Annotated in this window: 16 protein-coding genes and 1 pseudogene; 15 read left to right on the top strand and 2 right to left on the bottom strand. The window is 53.7% G+C overall.

Annotated elements, in window-relative coordinates; translation table 11 throughout:
• The first annotated feature begins 23 nt into the window (after positions 1-23).
• Entirely contained in the window at positions 24-1,010 is a 987-nt protein-coding gene (locus MON37_RS11225) for a Slam-dependent surface lipoprotein (protein ID WP_242883674.1), read from the top strand.
• Between the two features lie 218 nt (positions 1,011-1,228).
• Here MON37_RS11225 and sstT read toward each other — a convergent pair whose 3' ends face one another.
• Positions 1,229-2,452, bottom strand: coding sequence for a serine/threonine transporter SstT (sstT, locus tag MON37_RS11220; protein ID WP_039404247.1), 1,224 nt, complete (start codon positions 2,450-2,452; stop codon positions 1,229-1,231).
• 298 nt (positions 2,453-2,750) lie between these two features.
• Between sstT and MON37_RS11215 the strand changes: the two genes are divergently transcribed.
• The 5 genes and pseudogenes from MON37_RS11215 to MON37_RS11200 all read left to right on the top strand — a co-directional run bounded on the left by MON37_RS11215 (position 2,751) and on the right by MON37_RS11200 (position 10,748).
• On the top strand, positions 2,751-4,589 hold the full coding sequence (locus MON37_RS11215; protein ID WP_039404250.1) for an autotransporter assembly complex protein TamA: 1,839 nt from the start codon (positions 2,751-2,753) through the stop codon (positions 4,587-4,589).
• A pseudogene (locus MON37_RS12550) lies at positions 4,529-4,690 on the top strand (hypothetical protein); the annotation flags it as partial. The gene MON37_RS11215 and the pseudogene MON37_RS12550, both read left to right, overlap by 61 nt.
• Positions 4,674-5,519 carry a mechanosensitive ion channel family protein gene (locus MON37_RS11210; protein ID WP_039404253.1) on the top strand — a complete coding sequence of 282 codons (846 nt, stop codon included), beginning with the start codon at positions 4,674-4,676 and terminating at the stop codon, positions 5,517-5,519. The pseudogene MON37_RS12550 and the gene MON37_RS11210, both read left to right, overlap by 17 nt.
• Positions 5,520-5,706: 187 nt before the next feature.
• Entirely contained in the window at positions 5,707-6,201 is a 495-nt protein-coding gene (locus MON37_RS11205) for a GlcG/HbpS family heme-binding protein (protein WP_039404255.1), read from the top strand.
• A 338-nt stretch (positions 6,202-6,539) separates the two neighbouring features.
• Positions 6,540-10,748, top strand: a complete 4,209-nt coding sequence (locus MON37_RS11200; RefSeq protein ID WP_039404258.1) for a translocation/assembly module TamB domain-containing protein — start codon at positions 6,540-6,542, stop codon at positions 10,746-10,748.
• An 89-nt stretch (positions 10,749-10,837) separates the two neighbouring features.
• On the opposite strand, the gene MON37_RS11195 is transcribed toward MON37_RS11200, so the two are convergent.
• The gene (locus MON37_RS11195; RefSeq protein ID WP_039404261.1) at positions 10,838-11,455 is read right to left on the bottom strand and encodes a tellurite resistance TerB family protein; all 618 of its coding nucleotides are present in this window, start codon (positions 11,453-11,455) and stop codon (positions 10,838-10,840) included.
• A 359-nt stretch (positions 11,456-11,814) separates the two neighbouring features.
• Between MON37_RS11195 and MON37_RS11190 the strand changes: the two genes are divergently transcribed.
• The 9 genes from MON37_RS11190 to nuoG all read left to right on the top strand — a co-directional run bounded on the left by MON37_RS11190 (position 11,815) and on the right by nuoG (position 19,704).
• The gene (locus tag MON37_RS11190; protein ID WP_003741940.1) at positions 11,815-12,171 is read left to right on the top strand and encodes an NADH-quinone oxidoreductase subunit A; all 357 of its coding nucleotides are present in this window, start codon (positions 11,815-11,817) and stop codon (positions 12,169-12,171) included.
• Positions 12,162-12,644 (top strand): NuoB/complex I 20 kDa subunit family protein, encoded by a 483-nt coding sequence (locus tag MON37_RS11185; RefSeq protein WP_003677002.1) that lies wholly within the window; start codon positions 12,162-12,164, stop codon positions 12,642-12,644. The genes MON37_RS11190 and MON37_RS11185 overlap by 10 nt, the downstream gene beginning before the upstream one ends.
• Before the next feature lie 13 nt (positions 12,645-12,657).
• Positions 12,658-13,251 carry an NADH-quinone oxidoreductase subunit C gene (locus tag MON37_RS11180; RefSeq protein WP_039404276.1) on the top strand — a complete coding sequence of 198 codons (594 nt, stop codon included), beginning with the start codon at positions 12,658-12,660 and terminating at the stop codon, positions 13,249-13,251.
• Positions 13,241-14,497 carry an NADH dehydrogenase (quinone) subunit D gene (nuoD, locus tag MON37_RS11175; protein ID WP_009310869.1) on the top strand — a complete coding sequence of 419 codons (1,257 nt, stop codon included), beginning with the start codon at positions 13,241-13,243 and terminating at the stop codon, positions 14,495-14,497. The genes MON37_RS11180 and nuoD overlap by 11 nt, the downstream gene beginning before the upstream one ends.
• Positions 14,497-14,970, top strand: a complete 474-nt coding sequence (gene nuoE / locus MON37_RS11170; protein WP_003741945.1) for an NADH-quinone oxidoreductase subunit NuoE — start codon at positions 14,497-14,499, stop codon at positions 14,968-14,970. Before nuoD ends, nuoE begins: the two co-directional genes overlap by 1 nt.
• A 165-nt stretch (positions 14,971-15,135) precedes the next feature.
• A complete protein-coding gene (locus MON37_RS11165) occupies positions 15,136-15,447 on the top strand; it encodes a DUF1801 domain-containing protein (protein WP_052242800.1) in 312 nt (103 codons plus the stop codon).
• A gap of 114 nt (positions 15,448-15,561) precedes the next feature.
• Positions 15,562-16,857, top strand: a complete 1,296-nt coding sequence (nuoF, locus tag MON37_RS11160) for an NADH-quinone oxidoreductase subunit NuoF (RefSeq protein WP_039404282.1) — start codon at positions 15,562-15,564, stop codon at positions 16,855-16,857.
• Positions 16,858-16,877: 20 nt separating this feature from the next.
• On the top strand, positions 16,878-17,228 hold the full coding sequence (locus MON37_RS11155; RefSeq protein WP_141752699.1) for a hypothetical protein: 351 nt from the start codon (positions 16,878-16,880) through the stop codon (positions 17,226-17,228).
• A gap of 214 nt (positions 17,229-17,442) precedes the next feature.
• Positions 17,443-19,704: an NADH-quinone oxidoreductase subunit NuoG gene (gene nuoG / locus MON37_RS11150; protein WP_039404288.1), complete on the top strand. Its 2,262-nt coding sequence runs from the start codon at positions 17,443-17,445 to the stop codon at positions 19,702-19,704.
• The last annotated feature ends 2 nt before the right edge of the window (positions 19,705-19,706 follow it).

Here is a 19,706-nt window from a genome sequence, read left to right as displayed (position 1 = left end):
ATATTCAAACACAGGAATATCAAATGAAAAAATCTTTCTTGCTTTGTGCGACAGCAATTCTATTAGGAGCTTGCGGAGGAGGCGGAGGAGGTGGTACGACACCGACAGCTGCACCGACACCGACAGTGAATCCTGATACTGTAAGCTCGGGTTCGTCCTCTGAGAATAAGTATTCTAGAGAAAGTGATCAACAAGCATCACAAACAACCGAACAAGTTAGCGAAAATAAATCAGGCAATGAGATCGTGCCGTCAACACAAGATAAACCGACGGAAAAAAAATTAAGTAATACTGGATTCTTTATTGACAAAAATCGTTTCCACAAAGGGGAATTGGAAGGATTGGATATCAAAAACACCAACGGGAACACAATTGCTACATTATCAGGGCACAACCGCCGGTACACCTTTAACGGAGCATTGGTAAAAGCACCTGATGCTACTCAATTAATTGTTGATGGTGTCGTATTGAAGTTAATTGATGAAAATGTCGGACAAATCGGTGGTTTGACAGGGCTTGCCCTTTCCAAAGCCTTAACCGCCGCATACAACGTATCTAAAGATCCGAAACGTGACATTTTCTATTTTGGCTTGGAAACCGGTACAGCCGATATGCCGAAATCAGGTATTGCAACATATAGGGGTAATGCCAGCCGTTATGACAATATTTCTGGTAACGTAACGAATATCGGAACCTCAACCCTGTATGCCGACTTTGGACGTAAAAAAATCAGTGGAGATTTGGCAATCAATAAAGGGGTTCTTGGCGCATTCCGTCGCGATATTTCCTTGAAAGAAACCGACATTAAAGGCAACGGTTTTTCAGGTAGGGCAACCGCAGGTGAGGATAATATTCTGTTTCGTACCGTAGAAGGCCGCTATGAAGGTAAGTTTTACGGACCAAAAGCAGAAGAAGTGGCAGGTAAGGCAACATTCCAAGGTGAAGCAATTGTCGGACAACTGGAAAGTTTGAACACCAGCTTCAGCGCGGAACGCGGCGCAATCCATTAAACTCTTTAAACTCTTGCAGCTTTTGGGGTGGGTTGGGGTAATTCTATGAGTTTAGACCTAACCTGCCCAACAGCAATGACTGAAGGTAAAGCCGAAGTGATGAAACTGAACATGGCAGCTACGAGGCAATGTCTTAAAGCTCATCCATAATTTAGATTAAAAAAGGTCGTCTGAAATTTCAGACGACCTTTTTAACTTTTTGCGAAACAACCGAGTCTCTAGTCTTTGCGGCGGCTGCCTAAGTCGGCGGCGGCGGTAAAGAGTACGTCGGTGGAGGAGTTGAGGGCGGTTTCGGCGGAGTCTTGGATAACGCCGATAATCATGCCGACGCCGACGACGCGCATGGCGAAGTCGTTGTCGATGCCCAAGAGGCTGCAGGCGACGGGGATCAGCAGCAGCGAGCCGCCGGCAACGCCGGATGCGCCGCATGCGCCAACAGTGGCGACGAGGCTCAGGAGCAGGGCGGTGGGGTAATCGACGACGATGCCTTTGGTGTAGGCGGCCGCCATGGCTAAGACGGTGATGGTAATCGCTGCACCTGCCATGTTGATGGTTGCGCCCAGCGGGATGGAGACGGAGTAGGTGTCTTCATGTAAGCCGAGTTTTTTCGCCAATGCCATGTTGACGGGGATGTTGGCGGCGGAGGAGCGGGTGAAGAAGGCGTAGAGTCCGCTTTCACGCAGGCAGGTGAAGACCAGTCCGTAAGGGTTTTTGCGGGTTTGCGACCAGACGATGAGCGGGTTCACGACGAGGGCGATAAATGCCATGCTGCCAAGCAGGACTGCCAGCAGGCGTCCGTAGCTGAGGAAGGCGGCAAAGCCGGTTTCGGCGACGGTTTGGGAAACCAGTCCGAAAATACCCAAGGGGGCGAAGCGGATAACCCATTGTACGACGGTGGTAACGGCTTCGGAGAGGTCGGAGACGACTTGGCGGGTGGTGTCGGAGCCGTGGTGGCGCAATGCAGAGCCTAAAACCAACGCCCATGCGAGAATGCCGATGTAGTTGGCTTGTGCGATGGCGTTAATCGGGTTGGACACGAGCTTCATCAAAAGCTCTTTGAGGACTTGGATGATGCCGGAGGGCGGGGCGAGGGTGGAGGTAGCTACGTCTTTAAACACCAGCGCGGTCGGGAATGCCATACTGGCGGCAACGGCGACTGCGGCGGCGGCAAATGTGCCGACGAGATACAGAATAATGATGGGTTTGATTTTGGCTTCGCCGCCTTTGCGGTATTGCACCAGCGCGGCGGTTACTAAGACAAACACCAATACGGGGGCGACGGCTTTCAATGCGCCGACGAACAATTCGCCGAGCAGCCCTGCGCCCAAGCCTGCTTTCGGGGAGATGGTACCGACCAAGACGCCCAACATCAAACCGATGATGATTTGCGGGACAAGTCCGATACGGTTGACTGCGTTTAGCAGTGGATTACCACTTGCCATGATATGTCCTCTTACTTTATGTGTTAAGAAACGTTGCATTTTAAAAGAAAATATCAATTATTGCGCAGGTTTACATATCAAATCGATTGTTGTGGCGGAAAATGCTTTATTTTTTAGAGAATTGGGCAGTTTGTGCTGTATTTTTCGGATTGGAGGGAGTTAATGTGTTTTGCTTCTGTCGCACAGAGGCAGGCGCATCCGCCTTTTCAGACGACCCCTCCGTCTCGGGCGGGTTTTAAACCCGATTGAAAATAATGGTAGAATTTAGAACCCTTCTGCCGTTGAAACATTTTTTGCCATGACCAGACTGACTTCGCCCATCCTGATTGCCTCACTCGCCCTTGCCTACGGACACGCAGCCGCAGCAGACCTGCCGCGTGCCGAAGACTACGAACCGATTCCCGGCTTCAAGCAGGGCGGGCAATCCGAGCAGGCTGCCAAAGCAGGCAAACTGACGCCCAAGTTTCCCGTCAAAATCGAAACCAAAAACAGCGAAGTCAAATCCATGCTCGAAGAATACCTGCCGCTGATTACCCAGCAGCAGGACGAAGAACTGGACAAAGAGCAGGTCGGCTTCCTCGCCGAAGAAGCGCCCGACAACGTCAAAACCATGCTCAAAACCAAAGGCTATTTCAACGGCAGCGTCAATGTCCAAGACAACGGTTCGAGCTACACCGTCGCCGTCAATCCCGGCCCGCGCACCAAAATCGACAACGTCAGCGTCGCCATCCTCGGCGACATCCTTTCAGACGACAACCTTGCCGAGTATTACCAAAAAGCCATGCTCAACTGGCAGCAGCCCGTTGGCGAATACTTTGACCAAGACGGCTGGAGCGGCAGCAAAACCTCCGTCCTCAGCGCAGTAACCCGCAAAAAATACCCGCTTGCCAAACTCAGCAACACCCAAGCCACCGTCAATCCCAACAACAATACCGCCGATCTGAACGTGATCGTCGAAAGCAACCGCCCCATTTATTTCGGCGACTTTGAAATCACCGGCACCCGCCGCTATCCCGAAAACGTCGTTGCCGGCCTGGCACGCTTCAAACCCGGCGCGCCCTACGATCTCGACCTCTTGCTCGACTTCCAACAAGCGCTCGAACAAAACGGACATTACTCCGGCGCATCCGTTCAAGCCGACTTCGACCGCCTCCAAGGCGACCGCGTGCCCGTCAAAGTCAACGTTACCGAAGTCAAACGCCACAAACTCGAAACCGGTATCCGCTACGATTCCGAATACGGCCTCGGCGGACGCATCGGTTACGACTACTACAACCTCTTCAACAAAGGCTACATCGGCTCCGTCGTTTGGGACATGGACAAATACGAAACCACCCTCGCCGCCGGTATCAGCCAGCCGCGCAACAGCGAAGGCAAATATTGGACGACCAACACGTCCTACAACCGCTCGACCACCCAAAACCTTGAAAAACGCGCCCTGACCAGCGGCATTTGGCGCGTGCGTGACCGCAACGGCATCGAATCGCGCCTCGGTATCGAATTCATCACCGAAGACCGCAAAGTACCCGATACCAATTACGACCTCGGCCGCAGCCACGCCACCATGCTGACCGCCTCGTGGAAACGCCAAAACATCGAAACCGAGCTGCGTCCCGAAAACGGCTACTACCTCGACGGCAAAATCGGCGCAACGCTGGGCAACTTCCTGTCCTCCACCACCATGGCGCGCGCCACCGCCCGCGCAGGCTATTTCTACACACCCGAAAACAAAAAACTCGGCACCTTCATCGTCCGCGGGCAGGCAGGCTACGTTTACGCCCGCGAAGGTGAAAACGTGCCTTCCAGCTTAATGTTCCGCACCGGCGGCGCATCTTCTATCCGCGGTTACGAACTCGACAGCATCGGTCTGGCAGGGCCGAACAATTCCGTCCTCCCCGATAGGGCATTACTGGTCGGCAGCCTCGAATACCAGTTCCCGATTACCAAAAGTGTATCCGGCGCCGTCTTCCATGATGTCGGCGACGTTACCAGCAACTTCAAAAACATGAGTATGCAACACGGTACCGGCGTCGGCGTGCGCTGGTTCAGCCCCGTCGCCCCGTTCTCCTTCGACGTCGCCTACGGACACCAAGACAAGAAAATACGCTGGCACATCAGCTTGGGCACAAGGTTTTAAGGTCGTCTGAAAATGTGGGCAGGCTTGCTGCAAAACCAATCAATATCCAAATTTCCAACCATTCTTTAACCATAAATAAAAATCATGAATTTCGATCTTGAAAACCTCTCTTCATTCTCAGGCTGGGAACGTCTCGTTGAAACCGGCATGGCATTCGGTACCAACCTCGTTGCCGCGCTGGCGATTTTCTTTGTCGGCAGATGGATAGCCTCCCGCCTCGTTATTTTGATGAAAGCCGCGCTGACCCGCGCCAAAGTAGATAGAACGCTGGTGAGCTTTCTGGGCAACGTAGCTAATATCGGCCTGTTAATCCTGATTATTATTGCCGCGTTGGGCAAGTTGGGCATTCCGACCACGTCGGTTACCGCCTTAATCGGCGGTGCGGGCTTGGCGGTGGCTTTGTCGCTGAAAGACCAACTGTCGAACTTTGCCGCCGGTGCGCTGATTATTCTGTTCCGTCCGTTTAAAGTCGGCGACTACATCAAAGTCAACGGCTTCGAAGGCTTTGTTAGCGAAATTAAAATGGTGCAGACCGCGCTGAGTACGCCGGATAACGAAGAAGTCATCCTGCCCAACAGCGTCGTTATGAGCAACAGCATCGTCAACCGTTCCTCCATGCCGCTGTGCCGCGTGCAGGTGGTGGTCGGTGTCGATTACGCCTGCGATTTGAAGGCCGCCAAAGCCGCCGTCTTGAAAGCCGCCACCGAGCATCCCTTGTGTGTGCAGACCCAAGGCAAAGAAGCAGTAACATTTATTACCAACCTGGGCGACAGCGCCATTGAAGTTACACTTTGGGCGTGGACGAACGAAGCCGATTTGGGCGCGTTCCGCTTCGGATTGAACGAGCAGGTGGTGGAAAACCTGCGTGCCGCCAATATCAATATTCCTTTCCCGCAGCGCGATGTGCATATCATCCAACAACAGGGGTAAGGGTAAATTTCGGATTGGCGAATCCGACCTGCTGAAACCGCGGGCATACGGTGTTTGAAACCCAAAGCCCATCTGAGGTCGTCTGAAAAACTGTCTCATGGTTTTCAGACGACCTTTATTGTTCCCGCCGACAGGCATACAATCAAAAGTGCAGTACCTTTCATTGATTCAATACAAGGAGACAGTTATGCGCGGCATAAAATCAGTTGCATTGTTGTGTACTTTGGCATTGGGTGCGCCGGCGTTTTCGACGGGTTTGACCAAAACGCTGCCGGGCGATTTGACGACGGCTCAGGCGCAGGCGGTGGTGCAGGCTTCGATGAAAAAGGCGCGTGAAATCAAGGTGCCGATGAATATCGCGGTCATGGACGCAGGCGGTAATTTGAAGGCGTTTGCGCGTATGGACGATGCGTTTATCGGCAGCATCGATATTGCGCAGAAAAAGGCGAAAACGGCACGCTATTTCAATATGTCCACCCGCGATTTGGGCAAGGCTTCGCAGCCGGGCGGCGAGCTTTACGGCATTGAGGTGACCAACGACGGTTTGGTGATTTTTCCCGGCGGTGTGCTGCTGGTGGATAAAAACGGCGTTATCGTCGGCAGTGTCGGCGTGAGCGGCGGCTCGGTCGATGAAGACGAAAGCGTCGCGAAAGCAGGTGCGGCGGTATTGTCGGGCAGGTAAGCCGCAGCTTGAGGCAACCCGACGCGTTTCTTTTCATTGATTTGCGTTGGGTTGTTGAAATACGAAGAGGTCGTCTGAAAATGCGGGTCTAAACTCCCGCAGTCTTTTCAGACGACCTTTTTGCATTTGTTGACATTTTTACCGCTTCGGGCATGACGTTCGGGCATATGGGGTCGTCTGAAACCTGAAATGCTGTCTTTCCCAAGCACAATTCGCTGCAATGGGATATGATTATCCTTTTTCAGACGACCTGTCCTGATATGGGGTCGTCTGAAAAGTTGATTCCGTCGGGTGCGGCGGAGTCCTGTGCAGCCGTTAAGTCATACAAGAAAGCCAAGATGTCCGAAACAGCAGTCCAAGAAGCCCAAGAAACGCCAAACAGTGTGCCTACGTCGTCTGAAACACAACCCACCCCGCCCAAGCGCAAGAGGCGCTGGTTGCGGGGTCTGTTGCTGACGTTGGTTGTGCTGGTGTGCGCGCTGGCGGGCTTTATCGGCTGGCTGGTGGGGACGGAATCGGGTTTGCGTTTCGGTTTGTACAAGATTCCGTCCTGGTTTGGCGTGAAGATTGCGTCGGAAACGCTGGAAGGTACGCTGGTCAAGGGTTTTCACGGCGATAAGTGGATGATTGAAACGGATGGGGCGGATGTGAAAATCAGCGCGTTCCGTTTTGATTGGAAGCCGTCCGAGCTGTTTCAGCGCAGCCTGCACATTACTGAAATTGTGGCGGGCGACATTGCGGTCGTGCCGAAGCCGACGCCGCCGAAAGAGAAAAAGCCGTCCAAAGGGCTGCCTGAGAGCATTGATTTGCCTGTGTTGGTGTTTATCGACCGTTTTGAGACGGGCAGGCTCAGCGTGGGCAAAAATTTTGACAAGCAGACGGCCTATCTCGACCATCTGAATGCGGCATACCATTACGATCAGAAAGAACACCGTTTGGATTTGAAAACCCTCGATACGCCGTGGAGCAATTCGACGGGTTCAGCGGTGGTCGGGCTGGAGAAGCCGTTTGCGCTCAATACGACGATTCAGACGAAAGGCGAGCTGGAAGGCGAGATGATAGAGGGTAAGGCGCGTCTGTGGGGCAGCTTGCAGGACGTACAGACTGAAATCCTGCTGGACGGCGACGATGTGCATTTGTCGGCGAAATCTACGGTGCATCCGTTTGCCGCTTCGTTGGACAAGATGATCGGCGAGGTGCTGATCAAGGGTTTCAACATCAATCCGACCGCGTTCCTGCCGTCGCTGCCCAAGGCAAACCTGACGTTTGACGCGACCGTCGTGCCTTCGTTTACGCACGGTATCGCGTTGGACGGCTCGCTCGACTTGGAAAACAAGGCGGCGGGTTTTGCCGATGCAAAATCCATTCCGGTGCGCAACATTCTGGCGGACTTCACCATCAACGACAACGGCGTGGTAACCGTCCAAGAGTCTGAAATCGGGCTGTTGGAGGAAGGTTCGTTCAATGTCGCCGGTACGGTCGATACGGTGAAAAACGCGCTGGCGCTTAAGATTAATGTGAACAACCTCGTTTCAGACGACCTCGTCCGCACCAATGTTGCCGGTCAGTGGAACGGATTTATCGGCGTCAAAGGCGAAACCGCCTCGCCCGCTATCGACTGGAATCTTGAAAGCGGCAGCGCGCAACTCTCCGGCCTGCTGTCCTTCGTTACTGACAGACAACACGGTCAACGCACCCTCAAACTCGACCGCGTCCGCGTCGCGCCGCAAAACGGCGGCGAACTGACGGCGCAAGGTTCGCTCGAACTCTTCAAAGACCGCCTGCTCAAGCTCGATGTTTCCAGCAAGGCGTTCAATCCATCCCGCCTAGACTCAAAACTGCCCGCCGGCAGCGTCAACGGCACCATCAATCTTTCAGGCGAACTGGCGAAAGAAAAATTCGCCGGCAAAATGCAGTTTGCGCCGAGTACGTTAAACAACGTCCCCCTCAGCGGCAAAGCCGACGTCGTTTACGAATCCGGACACCTCCCGCGCGCGCTAACCGATTTGCGTTTGGGCAACAATATCGTCAAAACCAACGGCAGCTTCGGTAAAAAAGGCGACCGCCTCAACATCGACATCACCGCTCCCGACCTTTCCCGTTTCGGTTTCGGACTGGGCGGGCTGCTCAATACGCGCGGCTACATTTCAGGCGACCTCAAGGGCGGGCTGAAAACCTACGAAGCCGACCTCTCCGGCGAAGCGCGTGCGCTGCGTGTCGGCGATGCCGTCAACATCCGCATGCTTGACTTCAAACTCAAAGGCACGCCCGACATCAACCGTCCGCTTGCCGCCGACATAAAAGGCAGCCACATCGCCCTTTCCGGCGGAGCGACCGTCATCGATGCGGTCGACCTGTCCCTTAACGGCACAGGTGCGCAACACCGCATACACGGCAGCAGCAGCATGGCGTTGGACGGCAAACCTTACAAACTCGAAGTCAACGCGGCGGGCGGTCTGAACAAAGACTTCAATCAGTGGAAGGGCAGCGTGGACACGCTCGACATCGGCGGCGCGTTCAACCTCAAACTGCAAAACCGCATGAACCTCGAAGCAGGCGCGGAGCGCGTTTCCATGAGCGCGGCGCGCTGGAGCGTGATGGGCGGCAGCCTCAACCTGCAAAACTTCGTTTGGGACAAAAAAACCGGCATCACCAGTAAAGGCAGTGCGCAAAGCCTGCACATCACCGAGCTGCAAAACTTCGTCAAAATCCCCGTCGAACACAACTTGGTACTCGGCGGCGATTGGGATTTGGCGTACAGCCAAAACGCCCGCGGCTACCTCAACATCAACCGCCAAAGCGGCGACATCATCCTGCCGAACAAAGACCCGAAAAAACAGATGCCCTTGGGTTTGAGCGCGCTCGCCCTGCGCACCCGTTTCCAAAACGGCCGCATCGACAGCACGCTTGAAGGCAATACCCGTTTCGGCAGTGTCAACGCCAATCTGGGCATCAGCCAACAGTTCGGCAACAAAATCGCCAACGCGCCGGTCAGCGGCAAAATCAACCTCAACGTCCCCGACTTGGGTGCAATCAAAACCTTCCTGCCCGCTACCGCGCAAGGCATTACAGGTCGTCTGAATGCCGCCGCCACCATAGGCGGGCGCGTCGGTTCGCCCACCATCGCCGCCACCCTGAACGGCACCAGCAACTACGGTACAGCCGAAGGTACGGTCAACATCGGACAGGGCGCCAGCATGGACACCGCGCCTTTGAGCGGCAAACTCAACCTCAACGTCGCCGACCTCGAAGTCTTCCGCAACTTCCTGCCCGTCGGACAAACCGTCAAAGGTCGTCTGAATGCCGCCGTCAGCCTTGGCGGACGCGTCAGCGATCCCCAGTTTTCCGGTACGCTCAACGGCGAAAACCTCTACTACCGCAACCAAACCCAAGGCCTCATCCTCGACAACGGCGTTTTACGTTCCCATTTGCAGGGACAACGCTGGCTTATCGACAGCCTCAAGTTCCACAAAGGCGGTACGCTCGAGCTGAAAGGCTCCGTCAACCTTGCCAACGCCGATCCGGATGTTGACGTAGATGTCGTTTTCGACAAATACGACACCCTCTCCCGTCCGAACCGCCGCCTGCGCCTCTCCGGCAGCGCGAAAGTGCAATACAACCAGGCCAGGGGCTTCATCCTCAACGGTACGTTGGGCAGCGACTACGGTATGTTCGGTTCGCAAAAATCCTCCATGCCCTCGTTGGACGACGATGTCGTCGTGTTGGGCGAAGAGAAAAAACAAACCGCCGCCGTGACGCCCATCAGTCTCAACCTGACGCTCAACCTCAACGACAACATCCGTTTCGTCGGTTATGGTGCAGACATCACCATAGGCGGCAAGCTGACCATCACTTCCCGCCCGGGTGAAGCCATCCAAGGCGTCGGTACGGTTAAAGTCGTTAAAGGCCGTTACAAAGCCTACGGACAAGACCTCGACATCACCAAAGGTACGGTTTCTTTCGTCGGCCCGCTCAACAACCCCAACCTGAATATCCGCGCCGAACGCCGCCTTTCCCCCGTCGGTGCGGGCGTCGAAGTCCTCGGCAGCCTCTCCAATCCGCGCGTGACCCTCGTTGCCAAAGAGGCGATGAGCGAAAAAGACAAGCTCTCTTGGCTCATCCTCAACCGCGCCAGCAGCGGCAGCGACGGCGACAATGCCGCCCTTTCCGCAGCTGCAGGCGCGCTCCTTGCCGGACAAGTCAACGACAGGCTCGGACTGGTGGACGATTTGGGCATCACCAGCCAACGCAGCCGCAACGCCCAAACCGGCGAACTCAACCCCGCCGAACAAGTGCTGACCGTCGGCAAACAGATTACCAACAACCTCTACGCAGGTTACGAATACGGTATTTCCAGTGCCGAGCAGTCCGTCAAGCTCGTGTACCAGCTCACCCGCGCCATCCAAGCCGTCGCCCGCGTCGGCAGCCGTTCATACGGCGGCGAGTTGAAATACACCATCCGTTTCGACAGGCTCTTCCGTTCGGATTACGAAAACGACCGAAAAATCGAAGAAGCGGAAAAACAAAAAGCCGCGCAAACGCAATAACGCCGACGGAAAGGAAAAGGTCGTCTGAAAACCACACTTGAGGGTTTTCAGACGACCTTCTTTATATTTTTAAGTCTGCCTGCTTATTATCAAGCCAAATCAAGCTGCTTTTCCAAATTTTCCACCAACTGGTCATCCAGTTTCAAGGCTTGCGACAGTCGGCTTAAGAACACGATTTCTTTACGGGATAAATCGGCACACACCAATCTTGCCGCCAGATAGGTTTCCGCGGCCAAAGCTTCATCGTTGCCGACGGCTGCTGCGATTTCCTCGACTGTTGCCGGTCTTTCATATTCGGCGGCAAGCCAGGCGGCGGTTTCTGCATCTGTACCGCTTTCACGGGCAATAACCTGTTTTTCCGTTTCATCAATCGACCCGTCCGATGCGGCGGCTGCAATCATGGTGCGCAGGATGACGCGGCTGTGTGTTTCGGCAAGTTGGCCGACAGGTTCGAACGCTTGTTGCGGCAATTCGGGTTGGTTGCGGTTTTGCTGCCAGCTTTGATAGCCTTTGTAGGCAATATAACCCAAAGCTGCGACCGAACCGGCTTTGACCAGTTTTTTGGTGTTTTTCTTTTTCATCAGCATAGAAGCCAGTCCTGCCACTAATGCACCGCCGCCGAAAGAATTAAGCGGGCTGTCGGCGACGGATTTGCTATTTTTTTGAACCGTTCCCAAAATTTGGTTGAGCAGGTTGTTGAAATTCATTGTGATTGTCCTTTTTGAGGGTGGGTTTTTAAATCATATGGGTATTCAGACTTAAAACAAGGCATGGAGGTGTTAAAGGATGCAAATGCTTATAAAGCATAGGGGAGGTCGTCTGAAAATCAAATCGGGCAGGGTTTCTGGATCGTTAGGCATTACCTGCAAAAAGGATGGCGAACTGTCGGCAAGAGATAAATAAAACGGTAAGAAGCAAAACACAAATAAGAATCGTTATCATAAACTTATTGAATTTATTAAGATTTTTTTGCAGGTTGACCGACATTTACCTTTTAATGGATTTTGAAATTCGATAAAATAGCAGGATATTAAGATTTGTCTGTCAACCAGTTAGGCATAAACCCATGTTGGCCAGTTACTTTCCCGTCCTCGTATTCATCCTCGTCGGCCTCGCGGCCGGCGTGCTGTTTATCCTGCTCGGCACGATTTTAGGTCCGAAACACCACTACGCCGAAAAAGACGCGGCTTACGAATGTGGTTTCGAAGCCTTTGAAAACGCCAGGATGAAGTTTGACGTGCGTTATTATCTCGTCGCCATCCTGTTCATCCTCTTCGATTTGGAGGTCGCGTTTATGCTGCCGTGGGCGGTGGTGTTCAAAGATTTGGGCGCATACGGCTTCTGGTCTATGCTGGTGTTTATCGTCGTTCTGACGGTAGGCTTTGTTTACGAATGGAAAAAAGGTGCGCTGGAATGGGAATAGAAGGCGTTTTGAAAAAAGGTTTCATCACCACCAGCGCGGATACGGTGCTGAACTATATGCGTACCGGTTCGCTGTGGCCGGTTACTTTCGGTTTGGCCTGCTGTGCCGTGGAAATGATGCACGCGGGTATGGCGCGTTACGACCTTGACCGTTTCGGCATTATTTTCCGTCCGTCGCCCCGTCAGGCAGACCTGATGATTGTGGCGGGTACGCTCACCAATAAAATGGCGCCCGCCCTGCGCCGCGTGTACGACCAACTTGCCGAGCCGCGTTGGGTATTGTCTATGGGTTCGTGTGCCAACGGCGGCGGCTACTATCATTATTCTTATTCCGTCGTGCGCGGTGCTGACCGTGTTGTGCCGGTAGACGTTTATGTGCCGGGTTGTCCGCCGACTGCGGAAGCCCTGATTTACGGCCTGATGCAGCTTCAACAAAAAATCAAGCGCACTTCCACCATCGCGCGGGACGAGTAGGGTAGGGAACGATATGGCAAGCATTCAAAACTTATACGATGCCGTCAGCCGCGTTTTGGGCAATCAGGCAAACAAAGTCATTTCCGCTTTGGGCGAGATTACCGTCGAGTGTCTGCCCGAACACTATATTTCAGTGATGACCACGTTGCGCGACCATGAAGAACTGCATTTCGAGCTTTTGGTCGATTTGTGCGGCGTCGATTACAGCACTTACAAAAACGAAGCATGGCAGGGCAAACGTTTCGCCGTTGTTAGCCAGCTTCTTTCTGTTAAAAACAATCAGCGCATCCGCGTGCGCGTCTGGGTTTCAGACGACGATTTCCCCGTGGTTGAATCCGTAGTTCCCGTTTACAACAGCGCGGATTGGTACGAGCGCGAAGCCTTCGATTTGTACGGCATCATGTTCAACAACCATCCCGACCTGCGCCGCATCCTGACCGATTACGGCTTCGTCGGACATCCTTTCCGTAAAGACTTCCCGATTTCCGGCTATGTGGAAATGCGTTACGACGAAGAGCAAAAACGCGTGATTTACCAACCTGTTACCATCGAGCCGCGCGAAATCACGCCGCGTATCGTCCGTGAGGAGAACTACGGTGGCCAATAAATTAAGAAACTACACCATCAACTTCGGCCCGCAACACCCTGCGGCGCACGGCGTATTGCGTATGATCTTGGAGCTGGACGGCGAACAAATCGTCCGTGCCGACCCGCATATCGGCCTCTTGCACCGAGGTACCGAAAAACTGGCGGAAACCAAAACCTATCTGCAAGCCCTGCCTTATATGGACAGGCTGGACTACGTTTCCATGATGGTCAACGAGCAGGCATATTGCTTGGCGGTAGAAAAACTTGCCGGTATCGATGTGCCAATCCGCGCCCAATACATCCGCGTGATGTTCGCCGAAGTAACGCGCATCCTCAATCACCTGATGGGCATTGGTTCGCACGCCTTCGACATCGGCGCGATGACCGCCATCCTCTACGCCTTCCGCGACCGCGAAGAGCTGATGGACTTGTACGAAGCCGTTTCCGGCGCGCGTATGCACGCCGCCTACTTCCGTCCCGGCGGTGTTTACCGCGACCTGCCCGACTTTATGCCCAAATACGAGAGCAGCAAATTCCGCAACGCCAAAGTATTGAAGCAGCTCAACGAATCCCGCGAAGGCACCATGCTCGATTTTATCGACGCCTTCTGCGAGCGCTTCCCGAAAAACATCGATACACTCGAAACCCTCCTGACCGACAACCGCATCTGGAAACAACGTACCGTCGGCATCGGCGTCGTCTCCCCCGAGCGCGCCATGCAAAAAGGCTTTACCGGCGTGATGCTGCGCGGTTCGGGCGTGGAGTGGGACGTGCGTAAGAAACAGCCGTATGAAGTGTACGACCAAATGGATTTCGACATCCCCGTCGGCGTTAACGGCGACTGTTATGACCGCTACCTCTGCCGCATGGAAGAAATGCGCCAATCCGTACGCATCATCAAACAATGCGCCGACTGGCTGCGCGTCAATCCCGGTCCGGTCATCACCACAAACCACAAATTCGCCCCGCCCAAACGCACCGAAATGAAAACAGGCATGGAAGACCTGATTCACCATTTCAAACTCTTTACCGAGGGTATGCACGTTCCCGAGGGCGAGACTTACACCGCTGTCGAACACCCGAAAGGCGAGTTCGGCGTTTACATCATTTCAGACGGCGCAAACAAACCATACCGCCTGAAAATCCGCGCACCCGGCTTCGCCCACCTGCAAGGCATGGACGAAATGGCAAAAGGCCACATGCTCGCCGACGTCGTTGCCATTATCGGTACGCAGGACATCGTATTCGGGGAGGTTGACCGATAATGTTATCCGCAGAATCCTTAAAACAAATCGACATCGAGTTGGCAAAATATCCTGCCGACCAACGCCGCTCCGCCATTATGGGCGCATTGCGTATTGCCCAGACCGAAAAAGGCTGGCTCGCCCCCGAAACCATCGCCTTTGTTGCCGACTACATCGGCATCACGCCGGCGCAGGCATACGAAGTCGCCACTTTCTACAATATGTACGACCTCGAGCCGGTCGGCAAATACAAACTGACCGTCTGCACCAACCTGCCCTGCGCCCTCCGTGGCGGCATGGATACCGGCGAATACCTGAAGAAAAAACTCGGTATCGGCTACGGCGAAACCACGCCCGACGGCAAATTCACCCTAGTCGAAGGCGAATGCATGGGCGCATGCGGCGATGCCCCCGTTATGCTGGTAAACAACCATAGCATGTGCAGCTTTATGACTGAAGAGGCGATTGAGAAGAAACTGGCGGAGTTGGAGTAGGTCGTCTGAAACGACGATTTAAACGTAGGTCGGATACTTGTATCCGACAGAGTGGATAAAGAGGCAAAATGTCGGATTCAAGAATCCGACCTACGGAAATACTGCAAGTTCAAATTAGGAGAAGACCATGGATCAAAAAGTAAAAAACTGCTGGATGAATGGCAAATGAGTAATCCCGCCTTGTATGAAATCGCCAACAGCGTGCGCACGAAAATATGGCAGCTGGCGGATACAGTAGGCGAAGAAGTGAAATATGGCGGCATTTTGTTTGCAGCCCCCGAACTGTTTTGCGGCATTTTTGTTTATAAGCAGCATGTAACCGTGGAATTCGGCCGTGGTGCCGAGATGGCAGACCCGCACGGTTTATTGGAAGGCAAAGGTAAAGGCCGCCGTCATTTGAAATTGCATACGCTTGAAGATATAGAAAACAAGCATTTAACAAATTACTTGCGATTGGCGCAAAAAGCAGCAGAATAAAATGCCAGTCTGAAAACAAAGCAGGTTGGGTCAAGACCCAACAAAAACCCAAGGCCGCCCGCTACATGACCAAGGCCGTCTGAAACCCAAACCAAACAACCCCGAGCAAGCAACATGGCTATTTACCAATCAGGCGTGATTTTTGACCAAGTGGATACCGCCAATCCCGACTGCTGGACATTGGACGAATACGTCAAACGCGGCGGTTACAGCGCGCTGCGTAGAATCCTGTCCGAAAACATCTCGCAAACCGACGTGATTGACGAAGTCAAAACCTCCGGTCTGCGCGGGCGCGGCGGTGCGGGCTTTCCGACCGGCTTGAAATGGAGCTTTATGCCCCGTTCCTTCCCCGGTGAAAAATACGTCGTCTGCAACACCGACGAAGGTGAACCGGGCACGTTCAAAGACCGCGACATCATCATGTTCAATCCCCATGCCCTGATTGAAGGCATGATTATCGCCGGTTACGCGATGGGTGCGAAAGCGGGCTACAACTACATTCACGGTGAAATCTTCGAAGGTTATCAACGCTTTGAAACCGCACTCGACCAAGCGCGCGCCGCAGGTTTTTTGGGTAAGAATATTTTAGGTTCGGACTTCGAATTCGAACTCTTCGCCCACCACGGCTACGGCGCATACATTTGCGGCGAAGAGACCGCATTGCTCGAATCGCTGGAAGGCAAAAAAGGCCAGCCGCGCTTCAAACCGCCGTTCCCCGCCTCGTTCGGCCTGTACGGCAAGCCGACCACCATCAACAATACCGAAACCTTCGCCTCCGTACCGTTTATCGTCCGCGACGGCGGTCAGGCGTTTGCCGACAAAGGCATTCCGAATGCCGGCGGAACCAAACTGTTCTGCATCTCCGGCCACGTCGAACGTCCGGGTAATTATGAAGTGCCGTTAGGCACGCCGTTTGCCGAAATCCTGAAAATGGCGGGCGGTATGCGCGGCGGCAAAAAACTCAAAGCCGTTATCCCCGGCGGTTCGTCCGCGCCCGTATTGCCTGCCGACATCATGATGCAGACCAATATGGACTATGACTCGATTTCCAAAGCCGGCTCCATGCTCGGCTCCGGCGCGATTATCGTGATGGACGAAGACGTGTGCATGGTCAAAGCCCTTGAGCGATTAAGCTATTTCTATTATGACGAATCCTGCGGCCAATGCACCCCCTGCCGCGAAGGCACCGGCTGGCTCTACCGCATCGTCCACCGCATCGTAGAAGGCAAAGGCCGCATGGAAGACTTGGATTTGCTGGATTCCGTCGGCAACCAAATGGCAGGCCGCACCATCTGCGCCCTCGCCGACGCCGCCGTCTTCCCCGTCCGCAGCTTTACCAAGCATTTCCGTGATGAATTTGTGCATTACATTGAACACGGCAAGCCGATGAAAGGGCACAAGTGGTGTTGAACGTAATGAGAAATATAAAAATGAAGAAACTGGTATTGATTGCTCTAACTGGATTGTTATTTGGTTGTTCTTCTGAGCATGATGATTTAAAGACTTTTATGAAATGTGGTATTGCTGCAAACCAGCTTGAGCAAGGTGCAGCATTAAAAATGATCTCGCAAAAAATGGAGCAGTACACAAAAGAAAAAAATATACAAGGTTCAGCTCGTGATGCCATGTATCTTGGACAAGAAGTCCGTGATGAGATGAACTTAGAAGGGCAGTCTTTTGAAGGACAAATTGAAACTCTGATTGATATTTACAACTCTTCGAAATGTGTCAAGTTGCATGAGCAACCAGAAATAGATGTGTCATCATTGCTGAATCATTAGCAAAGTAGCTTGGGTCTCGGCCCAACAAAAATCAAAGGTAGCAAGGCAGGTTGGGTCGAGACCCAACAAAAAATGAAAAAGGCCGTCTGAATCGGCCGCCATAAAAACCAAGCAGCACCTAAACACACACAACACACAGCAAAGGCCGTCTGAAACCCGTTCAGACGACCTGCAACAAAAATCTTCATTAAGAATCCGTAACTAGGAACGAACCATGTTACAAATCGAAATCGACGGCAAACAGGTATCTGTGGAGCAGGGTGCGACGGTGATTGAAGCCGCGCACAAGCTCGGTACTTATATCCCGCATTTCTGTTACCACAAAAAACTTTCCATCGCCGCCAACTGCCGTATGTGTTTGGTGGATGTGGAAAAAGCCCCCAAACCTCTGCCCGCCTGTGCCACGCCGGTTACAGACGGCATGATTGTGCGTACGCATTCGGCAAAAGCCCGAGAGGCGCAGGAAGGCGTGATGGAGTTCCTGCTCATCAACCATCCGCTCGACTGTCCGACCTGCGACCAAGGCGGCGAATGCCAGTTGCAGGATTTGGCGATGGGCTACGGCAAAACCACCAGCCGCTATACCGAAGAAAAACGTTCCGTCGTCGGCAAAGACATGGGACCTTTGGTTTCCGCCGAGGAAATGAGCCGCTGCATTCACTGCACCCGCTGCGTACGTTTCACCGAAGAAATCGCCGGCCTGCAGGAAATTGCGATGGCGAATCGCGGCGAACACTCCGAAATCATGCCCTTTATCGGCAAAGCGGTGGAAACCGAGCTGTCGGGCAACGTCATCGATTTGTGCCCCGTCGGCGCGCTGACCAGTAAACCGTTCCGTTTCAACGCGCGTACTTGGGAATTGAACCGCCGCAAATCCGTTTCCGCCCATGACGCTTTGGGCAGCAACTTGATTGTGCAAACCAAAGACCATACCGTCCGCCGCGTATTGCCGTTGGAAAACGAAGCCATCAACGAATGCTGGCTGTCCGACCGCGACCGTTTTGCCTATGAAGGCCTGTATCACGAAAGCCGTCTGAAAAACCCGAAAATCAAACAGGGCGGCGAGTGGATGGACGTAGATTGGAAAACCGCACTGGAATATGTCCGCAGCGCGATTGAATGTATCGCCAAAGACGGCAACCAAAACCAAGTCGGCATTTGGGCGAATCCGATGAATACGGTCGAAGAACTGTATCTGGCGAAAAAATTTGCTAATGGCTTGGGTGTTAAAAACTTCGCTACCCGCCTGCGCCAACTGGACAAACGTCTTTCAGACGACCTCAATGGTGCACAATGGCTGGGACAAAGTATCGAATCGCTGGCGGACAACGAAGCCGTACTGGTGGTCGGTGCGAACCTGCGCAAAGAACAGCCGCTTCTGACCGCCCGCCTGCGCCGTGCCGCCAAAGAACGCATGGCCTTGAGCGTGTTGGCAAGCAGCAAGGAAGAATTGCTGATGCCGCTTCTGGCTCAGGAAGCGGTGCATCCCGACGAGTGGGCAGGTCGTCTGAAAAACCTGTCTGCCGATGCGGAACACGCAATTACCGCCAGCTTGAAAAACGCTGAAAAAGCAGCGGTGATTTTGGGTGCGGAAGTGCAAAACCATCCCGATTACGCCGCCATTTATGCCGCTGCGCAAGAGCTGGCGGACGCAACCGGCGCGGTGCTGGGTATTCTGCCGCAGGCTGCTAACAGCGTTGGTGCGGATGTATTGGGCGTGAACTCGGGCGAGAGCGTTGCCGAAATGGCAAATGCGCCGAAACAGGCAGTTTTGCTGCTCAACGTCGAACCGGAAATCGATACGGCGGACGGTGCAAAAGCCGTAGCCGCGTTGAAACAGGCAAAAAGCGTGATGGCGTTTACACCGTTTGTCAGCGAAACGCTGCTGGACGTGTGCGACGTATTGTTGCCGATTGCCCCGTTTACCGAAACCTCGGGCAGCTTCATCAATATGGAAGGCCGTCTGCAATCCTTCCACGGCGTCGTTCAGGGCTTCGGCGACTCGCGTCCGCTGTGGAAAGTGTTGCGCGTATTGGGCAACCTGTTTGACCTGAAAGGTTTTGAATACCACGATACCGCCGCGATTCTGAAAGATGCGCTGGATGCGGAAAGTCTGCCGTCCAAACTGAACAACCGCGCCGCATCGACTCAAAAAGATTTTCAGACGACCTCAAGCCGCCTCGTGCGCGTAGGCGGAGTCGGCATCTATCACACCGATGCCATCGTGCGCCGTTCCGAGCCGTTACAAGCGACCAGCCATGCCGCCATGCCGTCCGCGCGTGTGAATCCGAACACTTTGGCGCGCTTAGGCCTGCAAGACGGACAAACCGCCGTCGCCAAACAAAACGGCGCAGGCGTGTCCGTGATGGTCAAAGCCGATGCCGGACTGCCTGAAAACGTGGTGCATCTGCCGCTGCATACCGAAAATGCCGTGCTGGGTGCGTTGATGGACACTATTGAACTGGCGGGAGCTTGATT

This window comes from Morococcus cerebrosus, from assembly GCF_022749515.1.
Classification (GTDB): domain Bacteria; phylum Pseudomonadota; class Gammaproteobacteria; order Burkholderiales; family Neisseriaceae; genus Neisseria; species Neisseria cerebrosa.
This window is presented reverse-complemented; position numbering and strand designations above follow the sequence as displayed.